The 13,049-nt window shown below is 60.8% G+C and carries 7 protein-coding genes; 6 read left to right on the top strand and 1 reads right to left on the bottom strand.

The window, feature by feature from the left end; genetic code table 11:
• Positions 1 to 186 precede the first annotated feature (186 nt).
• The 6 genes from IFT59_RS18535 (at position 187) to clpB (ending at position 10,281) form a co-directional block, all read left to right on the top strand.
• Complete coding sequence (locus IFT59_RS18535) at positions 187 to 1,461, top strand: aspartate kinase (protein ID WP_062454275.1); 1,275 nt, start codon at positions 187 to 189, stop codon at positions 1,459 to 1,461.
• A gap of 81 nt (positions 1,462 to 1,542) precedes the next feature.
• Positions 1,543 to 3,810, top strand: coding sequence for a phosphoenolpyruvate--protein phosphotransferase (gene ptsP, locus IFT59_RS18530; protein ID WP_192088076.1), 2,268 nt, complete (start codon positions 1,543 to 1,545; stop codon positions 3,808 to 3,810).
• Between the two features lie 32 nt (positions 3,811 to 3,842).
• Positions 3,843 to 4,925, top strand: a complete 1,083-nt coding sequence (gene prfA / locus IFT59_RS18525) for a peptide chain release factor 1 (RefSeq protein ID WP_062454274.1) — start codon at positions 3,843 to 3,845, stop codon at positions 4,923 to 4,925.
• Complete coding sequence (prmC, locus tag IFT59_RS18520; RefSeq protein ID WP_192087775.1) at positions 4,922 to 5,836, top strand: peptide chain release factor N(5)-glutamine methyltransferase; 915 nt, start codon at positions 4,922 to 4,924, stop codon at positions 5,834 to 5,836. Before prfA ends, prmC begins: the two co-directional genes overlap by 4 nt.
• 314 nt (positions 5,837 to 6,150) lie before the next feature.
• Positions 6,151 to 7,158 (top strand): DUF4167 domain-containing protein, encoded by a 1,008-nt coding sequence (locus IFT59_RS18515; RefSeq protein ID WP_192087774.1) that lies wholly within the window; start codon positions 6,151 to 6,153, stop codon positions 7,156 to 7,158.
• Positions 7,159 to 7,680: 522 nt separating this feature from the next.
• On the top strand, positions 7,681 to 10,281 hold the full coding sequence (gene clpB / locus IFT59_RS18510) for an ATP-dependent chaperone ClpB (RefSeq protein ID WP_192087773.1): 2,601 nt from the start codon (positions 7,681 to 7,683) through the stop codon (positions 10,279 to 10,281).
• A gap of 68 nt (positions 10,282 to 10,349) precedes the next feature.
• On the opposite strand, the gene IFT59_RS18505 is transcribed toward clpB, so the two are convergent.
• On the bottom strand, positions 10,350 to 12,287 hold the full coding sequence (locus IFT59_RS18505) for a M23 family metallopeptidase (RefSeq protein WP_192087772.1): 1,938 nt from the start codon (positions 12,285 to 12,287) through the stop codon (positions 10,350 to 10,352).
• Between the last annotated feature and the right edge of the window lie 762 nt (positions 12,288 to 13,049).

Genomic DNA, 13,049 nt, shown 5'->3' with positions numbered 1-13,049 from the left:
AAATACTGCCTCCGGTTTTTGCCGGGCGTACCGTTCTGGCCTGTTCCGGCCATTGCACCGCCAGCCCCTTTTCGATATGAGACCCCCGCAACTTTGTGACTCCAGGCCTTGAGGCCTGGATAGCAGAGAAACGGGAAGCAGACGTTCCAGCGGTTCGTGCCGGGACGAAACAGTGGTTTTTGTCGAATGGCTCGCATCGTGATGAAGTTCGGCGGCACGTCCGTCGCCAATCTTGACCGTATCCACAATGTGGCACGCCATGTGAAACGCGAGGTCGACGCGGGCCATGAAGTGGCCGTCGTTGTTTCCGCCATGTCGGGCAAGACCAACGAGCTGGTGGGCTGGGTACAGGACACGCCGAAGGTCAATGGCGCTGACTCTCCCTTTTACGATGCGCGCGAATACGATGCCGTCGTTGCATCCGGCGAGCAGGTGACATCAGGTCTGCTGGCGATCGCGCTGCAGTCGATGGGAATAAACGCTCGCTCCTGGCAGGGCTGGCAGTTGCCGATCCGCACCGACAATGCCCATGGCGCCGCACGCATTCAGGAAATCGACGGTTCCGACATCATCAAGCGGATGGGCGAGGGCCAGGTGGCCGTCGTTGCCGGCTTCCAGGGCATCGGCCCGGACAACCGGATCGCGACGCTCGGTCGCGGCGGTTCCGACACTTCAGCGGTGGCGATTGCTGCCGCTCTCAAGGCCGATCGTTGTGACATCTATACGGATGTCGACGGCGTCTATACGACGGACCCGCGCATCGTGCCCAAAGCGCGGCGCCTGAAGAAGATTTCGTTCGAGGAAATGCTCGAAATGGCATCGCTCGGCGCCAAGGTGTTGCAGGTGCGCTCAGTAGAACTTGCCATGGTTCACAAGGTTCGCACCTTCGTGCGCTCCAGTTTCGAGGATCCCGATGCACCGGGCATGGGCGACCTCATCAACCCGCCCGGTACTTTGATTTGCGACGAGGAAGAGATCGTGGAACAGGAAGTCGTCACGGGCATCGCCTATGCCAAGGATGAAGCGCAGATCTCCCTGCGTCGTCTCTCCGACCGGCCAGGCGTTTCTGCCGCCATCTTCGGCCCGCTGGCTGAAAATCACATCAATGTCGACATGATCGTCCAGAACATTTCCGAGGACGGATCGAAGACCGACATGACCTTCACCGTGCCTTACGGGGACGTGGCGAAGGCCATCAGCGTTCTCGAAGACAACAAAGAGAAGATCGGCTTTGACGTCGTGCAGAGCGAATCGGGTCTCGCCAAGGTGTCGGTGATCGGCATCGGCATGCGCAGCCATGCTGGCGTGGCCGCAACCGCTTTCAAGGCACTTGCCGAAAAGTCGATCAACATCAAGGCGATCACCACCTCGGAAATCAAGATTTCGATCCTGATCGCCGGCGACTACTCGGAACTTGCAGTTCGGTCTTTGCATTCCGCCTACGGTCTCGATAAGACTTGATCGTCAACCGGTTCGCCGCGTGGGTGTGAAACTCGCGCGGCCACTTCCGGATTAAAGATGCATTCGGGAGCAATGATGCCGATGAGAGACATGTCGGCCGGGCCGCGCGTTCTTCTGAAGCGGCTCCGCGAGTTGATGGCCGAACCACTTGAGCCGCAGGAGCGGCTTGACCGGATCGTGCGCCAGATCGCCAGCAACATGGTGGCGGAGGTTTGCTCCGTCTACGTGTTGCGCTCCGATGGTGTGCTCGAGCTTTATGCCACCGAGGGCCTCAACAAGGAGGCTGTCCACACATCGCAGCTGAAGATGGGGCAGGGCCTGGTCGGCACGATCGCCGCCTCGGCACAACCGCTCAATCTTTCCGATGCGCAAGCGCATCCGGCGTTCCGCTACCTGCCGGAAACCGGCGAAGAGATCTACCATTCCTTCCTTGGCGTGCCGATCCTGCGCGCCGGCCGCACGCTCGGCGTTCTCGTCGTGCAGAACAAGGCCAGCCGCAACTACCGCGAAGACGAAGTCGAGGCGCTCGAGACGACGGCGATGGTGATCGCCGAGATGATCGCGACCGGCGACCTGAAAAAGATCACGGCACCGGGGCTTGAGCTGGACCTCACCCGCGCCGTCACGATCGCGGCCAACGGCTATAATGAGGGCATCGGGCTTGGCCATGTGGTGCTGCATGAGCCGCGCATCGTCGTCACCAATCTTCTCAACGAGGATTCGGACAAGGAAATCCTCCGTCTGGCCGAAGCGCTCGGATCGCTGCGGATCTCGATCGACGACATGCTAAAGCGCCGCGACGTGGCGCAGGAGGGTGAGCACCGCGAGGTACTCGAGACCTACCGCATGTTTGCGCACGACCAGGGATGGGTGCGCCGCATGGAAGAGGCGATCCATAACGGACTGACGGCGGAAGCTGCGGTCGAGAAGGTGCAGAGCGACACCAAGGCGCGGATGATGCGCCTGACCGACCCTTATCTGCGCGAGCGGATGCATGATTTCGACGATCTGGCCAACCGATTGCTGCGCCAGCTGACCGGCTATTCCGGCCGGGCGACCGACGAAAATTTCCCGATCGATGCGATCATTCTGGCGCGTGCCATGGGTGCGGCGGAACTGCTCGATTACCCGCGCGAGAACCTGCGCGGCCTGGTGCTGGAAGAAGGCGCTGTTACCAGCCATGTGGTGATCGTGGCGCGTGCCATGGGCATTCCTGTTGTCGGCCAGGCGACGGGTCTGGTGGCGCTTGCCGAAAACGGCGATCCGATCATCATCGACGGCGACGACGGCCAGGTGCATGTGCGCCCGATGGCCGATCTGCAAAAGGCCTATGAGGAAAAGGTCAAGCTGCGGGCCCGGCGCCAGGAACAGTTCAAGGCGCTGCGCTCGGTCGAACCCGTCACCAAGGACGGCAAGGCGATAAGCCTCAACATGAATGCCGGCCTTTTGGTGGATCTGCCGCAGCTTGCCGAATCCGGTGCGCAGGGTATCGGCCTGTTCAGGACCGAGCTGCAGTTCATGATTGCCTCGACCATGCCGAAGCTTGAGGAACAGGAGGCGTTCTATCGCGCCGTGATCCGCCAGGCGGCTGGCCTTCCGGTGACGTTCCGCACGCTCGATATCGGTGGCGACAAGGTCGTGTCCTACCTGCGCAGCCAGGAAGAGGAAAACCCGGCGCTGGGATGGCGGGCGATCCGCCTGTCTCTCGATCGGCCTGGCCTGCTGCGCACCCAGATGCGCGCGCTGCTGCGGGCATCGGCGGGTGCCGAGCTGCGCATGATGCTGCCGATGATCACCGAGGTTTCAGAAATCCGCGCGGTGCGCGAGCTGTTCCAGAAGGAAGTCCAGCATCTTTCCAAATTCGGCCACAGCCTGCCGCGCAAGCTGCAGTTCGGCGCGATGCTGGAAGTGCCGTCGCTGATGTGGCAGCTGGATGAACTGATGGCGGAAGTGGATTTCGTGTCTGTCGGCTCGAACGACCTGTTCCAGTTCGCCATGGCCGCCGACCGGGGCAATGCCCGCGTCTCCGACCGGTTCGATATTCTCGGCAAGCCGTTCCTGCGCATTCTGCGCGACATCGCGCGGGCAGGGGATAAGAACCGCACGCCGGTGACCTTGTGCGGCGAGATGGCCGGCAAGCCGCTTTCGGCCATGGCGCTGATCGGCGTCGGTTTCCGCTCGGTCTCGATGGCGGCAACCTCGATCGGGCCGGTCAAGGCGATGCTGCTTGGTCTCGATGCAGGGCAGTTGGCCGAGGAGCTGAACGCCGCGCTCGACGACGTGCGCTCGGACGAGCCGATCCGCAATTTGCTGTTGCGGTTTGCGGAAACCAACAACATTCCCGTATAGAAAAACACAAAGAACAAGAGTGGAGTGATTGGGTGGCGAAGCTTCCTGTCGAAAAGATGCGCGAACTGGAACGCCGGTTCGGCGAGATCGAGGCGCGCATGTCGGAAGGTCCGGCTGCCGATGTCTATGTGAAGCTGGCATCGGAATATTCCGAACTGCAGCCGGTGGTCACCAAGATCCGTGAATACGAAAAGACGCTGGCTGAAGTCGCAGACCTGCGTGCGATGCTTGTCGACAAGGCGACCGACCGCGAGATGCGCGAGCTGGCCGAGATGGAGCTGCCGGATGCGGAAGAACGCATCGAGCAGCTGGAAAAGGACATGCAGATCCTTCTCCTTCCCAAGGATGCGGCCGACGAGCGCAGCGCCATCCTGGAAATCCGCGCCGGCACCGGCGGCAACGAGGCGGCGCTGTTTGCCGGCGACCTCTTCCGTATGTACGAGCGCTATGCCAGCGCCCATGGCTGGAAGGTGGAAGTGCTCTCCGCCAGCGACGGCGAAGCGGGCGGTTTCCGCGAAGTCATCGCCACCGTCACCGGCCGCGGCGTGTTTTCCAAGCTGAAATTCGAAAGCGGCGTGCACCGGGTGCAGCGCGTGCCCGATACGGAAACGCAGGGGCGCATCCATACGTCGGCCGCGACGGTCGCAGTTTTGCCCGAAGCGGAAGAGATCGATATCGAGATCAAGGCGGACGACATCCGCATCGATACGATGCGGGCATCAGGCGCCGGCGGCCAGCACGTCAACACCACCGACTCTGCCGTTCGCATCACCCACCTGCCGACGGGGCTGGTCGTCACCAGTTCGGAGAAATCACAGCATCAGAACCGCGCGAAAGCGATGCAGGTCCTGCGCTCGAGGCTCTACGACATGGAAAGGCAGAAAGCCGACAGCGAACGCTCTGCGGACCGCAAGAGCCAGGTCGGCTCGGGCGACCGGTCGGAGCGCATCCGCACCTACAATTTCCCGCAAGGGCGCGTGACCGACCACCGCATCAACCTGACGCTCTACAAGCTCGACCGGATGATGATCGGCGAGATCGACGAAGTCGTCGATGCGCTGATCTCGGACTATCAGGCGGGACAGCTGGCGCAGCTTGGCGAGCAGCACGGATGAGCCAGCACCCGGCGTCTGTCCTGAAGACGGTGGTGGCGGATGCAAGGGCGCAGTTTGCTGCAGCAGGCATCGCCGATGCGGCAATCGAGGCAAGGCTTCTGATCGGCGGCTTGCTGGGACTTTCCTCGACCGAGGTGTTCGTTGATGGCGACCGTGTGGTCGATGCCCTCGACATGGCCCGGATTGCGGATGCCGTGGCCAGGCGCCTGGGTCACGAGCCGGTTCACCGTATTCTAGGCATGCGGGCGTTTCACGGGCTGGATCTGTTGCTCTCGAAAGAGACGCTGGAGCCGCGGCCGGATACCGAACTCCTGGTCGAATGCATGCTGCCCGTGCTCAGACGGATCGTTGCGGATAAGGGCCATGCCCGCGTGCTCGATCTTGGCACCGGGACCGGCGCCATCATTCTGGCGCTGTTGAGCGAGGTTCCGCAAGCGACGGGCGTCGGCTCCGATATTTCCGAGGATGCGCTTTCGACGGCGACGCGTAATGCGCAACGTCTTGATCTTGGCGAGCGGTTTCAGGGCGTCAGAAGTCATTGGTTTGACGCAATTGACGGGCGTTTCGACATAATCGTGTCAAACCCGCCCTATATCAGAAGCGATGTCATTCCTGACCTGGAGCCGGAAGTTCGCGATTTCGATCCGCCGGCAGCGTTGGACGGCGGACCCGATGGCCTGGATGCCTACCGGGCAATCGCATCGCAGGCCGAGCACTTTCTCGAACTGCGCGGTCCACAGGAAGACGGCTCGTTTCCCAAGGACGAAGGGTCGATCGGCGTCGAGATCGGGTTCGATCAGCGAGACACGGTGACACGTATCTTTGAGGATGCAGGCTTCATCTTGACGCAAGCAAGACGTGATTATGGTAACAACGATCGCGTGCTTGTCTTTACGAGAGGTGGCCCTTGATTATCCAGGCTTTCGATGTTGCAAAGCAAAAGAAAGGGCTTGGAATCCTTCAGGAAGCGAGTTAGCGTAAATCACGCATCGGGGCGGCTGGGAGTGAACAACGATTCGTTCTCGCTAAAAGGTCAACCGTAGAACCGGCTCTTTTCGAAGGCCGAGCAGGTTGAGCAGATCCAGTGCGTGATCAGGTAATTTGACTTTGAAAGCGGCAGGCCGCCTTGGTCGACCTGCGCATGGCACGCGAAGTCCTGTTCCGGCGATGACCGGCGGGCCGCGTGGCCTTTTATCAGCGAAGACAGAGAGTTGGTGAACGATATATGAGGCCAGGACAGCAAAACAAGCGCGGTCGGGGGCGTGGCAGCAACAATGGCGGCAGCAGCAATGGCGGCGGCGGCAGCGGCGGTGGTGGAAACAACAATTTCAATCGCAAGGGCGGCAACCCGCTCAGCCGGTCCTATGACAGCTCCGGCCCGGATGTAAAAATTCGCGGTACCGCTCAGCACATCGCCGAAAAATACTCGACGCTTGCTCGTGATGCGCAAAGCGCAGGCGACCGTGTCATGGCCGAAAACTACCTGCAGCATGCGGAACACTATTACCGCATCATTGCTGCAGCGCAGGCGCAGATGCAGGATCGTTTCCAGCATCAGGAGCGTGGCGAATACCAGGACCGCGACGGCAACTCGATCGATCAAGACGATATGGATCAGGGTGACGGCGACGATATGGGCTACGCACCACAGCCGATGATGGACGAGCAGCCACGCCGCGAGCATAATTCCAGCCAGAACTCTGGACAGCACTCAGGCCAGAATTCCGGACAGAACTCGGGTCAAAACTCTGGCCAGAACTCTGGTCAGAACCAGGGCAACCAGTCCGGCCAGGACCAGCAGCCGCGCGAAAATCGGCGTGACCGGAACGAGCGCCGCGAGCGTCGCCCGGAACGTCCCGACCGCCCAGAGCGCCAGGACCGTGCCGAACGCGCACCTGAACAGGGCAACGAGCAGCCGATGGAGCAGCCTGTTGCACCTGCTGTCGAACAGCCTGTCGCTCCGGCGAGGACGAGACAGCGCGCGCCTCAGGTCACCGAAGCTCCGGTAGCCGTCGCTCCTGTCGTCGATGGATCCGGACCGCAGCCGGATATCGAAGGCACTCCGGTCGAGGTTTCGGTCGAAGAGGAATCGCAGACAGAAGCCACGCCACGCCGTCGCCGCACGGCAGGCAACCGCCCACGTCGCCAGACCCGCAAGGATGCCGATGCGGCAGACGGCGGAGATGCTGGTGACGGTGACGACAAGCCGGCACTGGCAGAAGCTGGCGAATAAGCCGGTCTTCTAGAGAACGAATGATATGAAAACTCTGGTCGAAAGGCCGGAGTTTTGCTTTTTGGGGCACCGGTAGCGCGGACGCAAGGCGACCGCTGGTGCGTTTCCGCCCCTTTCTAGGACCGGATGCGTATACCCGGCTGGCGTTTTCAACGCAAAAAGGTGACGATGCGCCTTGTGATCGCAATGACCACTCGACGCCTGCTCGCAACAGACAGGCTTTTATGTCTGCTTTCCACCTTGCAGCGCTCCGAGACCTGGCTAATGTCAGCGGCACGTGTCAGTCTTTACATCCGGGCGTCGGGCCATCTTCCGGCGCGACGAGATCGCAAGATCCTGCCTTGATCCGCGCTTCGCCGATATCGGCTAAATCCTCTCGTCCGGTTCTTTAAATCGGAAAATCGCGCTCCCATATCTTCACCAAGGCCGGTTGGCCTGCCGGGTTCGCCTCTAAAGGGAACCCCATCTCAATCATCGGTCTGTGCCTCCATGGAGGGCAGGGCGATTCAGGAGGTTTATCTTATGAACATCGAAAAATATTCCGAGCGCGTGCGGGGCTTCCTGCAGTCCGCACAGACCCAGGCTCTTTCCGCTGGCAATCAGCAGTTCACGCCGGAGCACCTGCTCAAGGTTCTGCTCGACGACGATCAGGGCATGGCGTCCGCATTGATCGAGCGCGCAGGCGGCAGCGCCAAGGATGCGCGGATCGCAAATGATGCGGCGCTTTCCAAGCTGCCGAAGGTTTCGGGCGGCAACGGCGAAATCTATCTTTCGCAGCCGCTGGCGAAAGTGTTTACGACCGCGGAAGAAGCCGCCAAGAAGGCTGGCGACAGCTTTGTCACGGTGGAACGCCTGCTGCTGGCGCTTTTGATCGAAAGCTCCGCCTCGACATCGGCCAGCCTGAAGAAGGCGGGGCTGACGGCGCAGGGTCTCAACCAGGTCATCAACGACCTTCGCAAGGGCCGCACCGCCGATAGCGCCACCGCTGAACAGGGCTTTGAAGCCCTGAAGAAATATGCCCGCGACCTGACGACCGAAGCGCGCGATGGCCGGCTTGATCCGGTGATCGGCCGTGACGACGAAATCCGTCGCACGATCCAGGTTCTGTCGCGTCGCACCAAGAACAATCCCGTCCTGATCGGCGAACCCGGCGTCGGCAAGACGGCGATCGCCGAAGGTCTGGCGCTGCGTATCGTCAATGGCGACGTGCCGGAAAGCCTCAAAGACAAGAAGCTGATGGCGCTCGACATGGGCGCGCTGATTGCCGGCGCGAAATATCGCGGCGAGTTCGAAGAGCGGCTGAAGAGCGTGCTGAACGAAGTGCAGTCGGAAAACGGCGAGATCATCCTGTTCATCGACGAGATGCACACGCTGGTCGGAGCCGGCAAGGCGGATGGCGCTATGGACGCGTCCAATCTGTTGAAGCCCGCTCTTGCCCGCGGCGAGCTGCATTGCGTCGGCGCGACCACGCTCGACGAATACCGCAAGCATGTGGAAAAGGATCCGGCCCTTGCCCGTCGTTTCCAGCCGGTCATGGTGGAGGAACCGTCGGTCGAGGATACGATCTCGATCCTGCGCGGCCTGAAGGAAAAATACGAGCAGCACCACAAGGTCCGCATCTCTGACTCGGCTCTGGTTGCTGCTGCGACCTTGTCCAGCCGCTACATTGCCGACCGGTTCCTGCCGGACAAGGCGATCGATCTGATGGACGAAGCCGCATCGCGGTTGCGGATGCAGGTGGATTCCAAGCCCGAAGAGCTGGACGAACTCGATCGCCGCATCATGCAGCTGAAGATCGAGCGTGAGGCGCTGAAGAAGGAAACCGACACGGCTTCGGCCGACCGGCTGGTGCGGCTGGAAACCGAAGTGACGTCGCTGGAAGAGCAGGCAGATGCGCTGACCGCGCGCTGGCAGGCTGAAAAGCAGAAGCTCGGACTTGCCGCCGATCTCAAGGGCAAGCTCGACGAAGCACGCAACGAGCTGGCCACTGCCCAGCGCAAGGGTGAATACCAGCGTGCCGGCGAGCTGACCTATGGTGTCATTCCCGATCTCGAAAAGGAGCTCGCACAGGCCGAAGCGCAGGACAGTTCCACCAATGCCATGGTGCAGGAAGTGGTCAATCCGGATGCTATCGCGCATGTGGTGTCGCGCTGGACCGGTATTCCCGTCGACAAGATGCTGGAAGGCGAGCGCGACAAGCTGCTGCGGATGGAAGACGAGTTGGCGAAATCGGTCGTCGGCCAGGGCGATGCGGTGCAGGCCGTGTCGCGCGCGGTGCGCCGTTCGCGTGCCGGACTGCAGGATCCGAACCGGCCGATCGGCTCGTTCATCTTCCTCGGCCCGACCGGGGTCGGCAAGACCGAGCTCACCAAGTCGCTCGCGCGCTTCATGTTCGACGACGAAACCGCGATGGTGCGCTTGGACATGTCGGAATACATGGAGAAGCATTCCGTCTCGCGGCTGATCGGCGCGCCTCCCGGCTATGTCGGCTATGACGAAGGTGGTGCTCTGACCGAAGCCATCAGGCGCAAGCCCTACCAGATCGTTCTGTTCGATGAGATCGAAAAGGCGCATCCCGATGTCTTCAACGTTCTCCTGCAGGTTCTCGACGACGGGCGCCTAACGGACGGGCAGGGCCGCACGGTCGACTTCAAGAACACGATGATCATCATGACATCCAATCTCGGGGCCGAATATCTGACCGGCCTTCGCGAGGACGAGGATTCTGAAAGCGTGCGCGAGCAGGTGATGGGCGTGGTGAAAGCCTCGTTCCGGCCTGAGTTCCTCAACCGCGTCGACGAAATCATCCTGTTCCACAGGCTGAAGCGCAACGAGATGGGCGCGATCGTCGATATCCAGCTGCAGCGTCTGCTGAAGCTTCTGGCCGATCGCAAGGTCGAACTGGAACTGGACAGCGATGCCCGCGAATGGCTGGCGAACAAGGGTTACGACCCTGTCTATGGCGCCCGACCTTTGAAGAGGGTGATCCAGAAGTTCGTGCAGGATCCCTTGGCCGAGCAGATCCTTGCCGGACAGATCCCGGACGGATCGACGATCAACGTGACATCAGGCTCGGACCGGCTGCTGTTTCGTATCAAGGGCAGCATGAGCGAAGCGGCATAAACGCAAACCGCGAACGAAAAATGAGGCCGCACCGGAAACGGGGCGGCCTTTTTCGTTTGAGGGCAAGATTAGCGGCTGGCGACTTCGGCCGGCTTCGATGTGCTCTTCAGCAGCGCATCAATGCGGGTGCGTTCTTCCTCGAACCGCGCCAGTGCCTTGCCGTCGAGCGACTTGCCGCCGGGCAGGCGCACCTTCATCGGATCGACCTTGGTGCCGTTGACCACGAGTTCGTAATGCAGATGGGCGCCGGTCGACTGGCCGGTCGAGCCGACATAGCCGATCACCTGACCCTGGGTTACCTTGGCGCCTTCGCGAACGCCCTTGGCGATCGCGCTCTGGTGATTGTAGGACGAGACATAACCGTTGGCATGGCGCACGAGAGTCTGGTTGCCGTAACCGCCGCTGTCCCAGCCCGCCTTTTCGACGGTGCCGTTGCCCGTCGCGATGATCGGCGTGCCGCGCGGGGCCGCCCAGTCGGAGCCGGTATGCATCAAGGCCCGGCCGAGGATCGGATGGTTACGCATGCCGAAGCCTGACGTGAAGCGTCCGTTCGGAACCGGATTGCGCAACAGGAACTGCCGGACGCTGCGGCCGTCCTGATCGAAGTAATCGACCGAACCGTCATCCTGATCCTGGAACCGGTAAAACCGGGTAGTCGTGTCGCCAAACCTGGCGTTTACATAGAGAAGTTCCGAATCCCGGCTGGCCTGACCCTTTTCGTCCGAAACGGAGAAGAAGGCCTCGATTATGTCGGAGGGACGCAGCTGTGCCTGAAGGTCGACATTGCTGGCGAGAAGCTTGACGAGCAGCGATGTCATATCGCTGTTCATGCCGTAGGAGAGGGCGGCGCGATAGATGCCGTCATAGACATCGGGCAATTCGCGGCCGGCGACGATGGCCGGTTGCTCGCTGAACGCGGATGCGACCGCATCCAGCATCTGCGGTTCCTTGCCGTCGATGAAATGGCCCTTGTCGTCGGCGGCAACGGTGATCTGGTGGTTGCCCCGGCGATAGATGCTGGCACGCACGACGAGGACCATCTGGCCCTCCTGGATCACGCCGATGCGGATCACGTCGCCGGCGGCCACATCCTCGCTGCCGATCCGCGACTTGAGATAGCCGGCAATTTCGCGGGCCTTGGTCTCGGGGTAGCCGACGGAGGTCATCGCCTGGGCGATCGTGGTCGGCTGGCGGACCGGGATGATATCGTCTGCATATTCGCGGCTGCGTGCGGTAAAGGGTTCGGGCGTCGAGACAGACATGTTCTGCTCGACGATGCGGGCAGCCAGACCCGATGTCAGGTCGACATCCTCATCTTCGGAGGAGAAGCGCTGCGGGTCGACATAATAGAGCGCCGAGAGCTGGGTATTGCCCGAAGTCAGCACGGATCCGTTGGAGCGGACGTTTTCTTCCACTTCCTCGAGCGTCATCGGCGCCGCATAAGCATAAGTGCCGCCCTTCACGGGGAAGGGCACGGTCTGCAGGCTGACATCGGATTCCACATTGGATCCGTAGATCACGCCGGTGCGGCTGTTGGGTGGCGGCGGCGCTTCGCTGGACGAGAAGATGCTGAGCGGATCGAATTTCGGATAGGCTTCCGGCGCGACGTTGTTGACGGCCAGGTTCATCTTCACATGCGCGAAGGGCCGGCGGCGCACGACTTCCTTATTGCCCTCGTGAACGACGGTCGACACTTCCATGATCCGTCGATCGGTCGGCATGGCAACGATATTGCCGCCGAGCAGGCGCTTGCCGCGCGACGTGATGTCGTCGTCATGATCTGAAGGGACCGCGGCAGAGGCTTCGGCAGGCGTGGCAAGCTGCTGGCGCCCGTCAAGCGCTGCAAACAGCGCGACGCCCATCAGGAGAGACGATGTGATGCCTGTCAGAAAGGTGCCGGAAAGCCAGCGCATGGAAATTTCGCGCCGATCCGGCGCGCGACGCCCATCAGCGAGGATCGGCGGTTCGTTGCCGAGCGTGCGTATCATGCTGCGGGCCGTCATCATGCCAGTCTTTGCCAGTCCCGTGATGCGTGTTCTTCCATAGACAGCAAAGGAATGCTGCCTGCAGTACCTTGGGCCAACCATGTGCCCGTTCTAGCGACATGAGTCAAACTTGGCTCGCGGGTCGAAGCCCGTGGCCTTCGCGCGTACTCTATAGGGGCGAAATCACTCTTCATATGCAAAGCTATTCCCATGCGATTGTGAAGATGTCGGGGCGGTTTCAAGGCAGGGCCAAAGACAGGGCCGATTGCACAAATAAACGTAGCGCCAAATAGCCCGTTCCGAGGCCTCGATATGGTGGATCCCGATTTTATCGCGCTATCTCAACAGCTTACCGTTTTCTTGAAGTTTTTGCGACTGCCCCTGTTGACTTGTTCCGGGCCTCGGATCTATAACCCGCTCACTGAACGAGGGCGGCGGCGCTGCTAGCGACGGACTTCTTCGTTTCGGTGAAAACCTTAAAAGATTGGCGGATGCTGATTGGGGCCGGGTTACGGTTTGACTCTTGGGTTTTGTGACGTTTTAGCCTTTATGGTGGGAATGTCGGTTCTTTGACAATTGAATATGAGAAGAAAGAGAAACGTGGTCGGCGGTCTCGCAAGGTGGGCTTAGGCTCACCTGTTAGAAGACAAATGACGGTCACGTTTTGATATGAGAACACCAGATTGGTTTTCGCAGTGATGCGGGAATTGATCGGATGAGTTCTCGTCAATTCAGAACATAAAGTGATTAGTCATGATTGAATTCTCAACTTGAGAGTTTGAT

Origin of the sequence: Rhizobium sp. CFBP 8752 (assembly GCF_014842035.1) — a bacterium.
GTDB lineage: Bacteria > Pseudomonadota > Alphaproteobacteria > Rhizobiales > Rhizobiaceae > Neorhizobium > Neorhizobium soli.
The sequence above is the reverse complement of the archived record's forward strand: the minus strand, read 5'-3'. Positions and strand labels throughout refer to the sequence as shown.

Excerpts from the sequence above, each read along its gene's own strand:
- IFT59_RS18535 (WP_062454275.1), top strand. The coding sequence starts at position 187 with ATGGCTCGCATCGTGATGAAGTTCGGCGGCACGTCCGTCGCCAATCTT.
- ptsP (WP_192088076.1), top strand. The coding sequence starts at position 1,543 with ATGAGAGACATGTCGGCCGGGCCGCGCGTTCTTCTGAAGCGGCTCCGC.
- prmC (WP_192087775.1), top strand. The coding sequence starts at position 4,922 with ATGAGCCAGCACCCGGCGTCTGTCCTGAAGACGGTGGTGGCGGATGCA.
- IFT59_RS18515 (WP_192087774.1), top strand. The coding sequence starts at position 6,151 with ATGAGGCCAGGACAGCAAAACAAGCGCGGTCGGGGGCGTGGCAGCAAC.
- clpB (WP_192087773.1), top strand. The coding sequence starts at position 7,681 with ATGAACATCGAAAAATATTCCGAGCGCGTGCGGGGCTTCCTGCAGTCC.
- IFT59_RS18505 (WP_192087772.1), bottom strand. The coding sequence starts at position 12,287 with ATGATGACGGCCCGCAGCATGATACGCACGCTCGGCAACGAACCGCCG.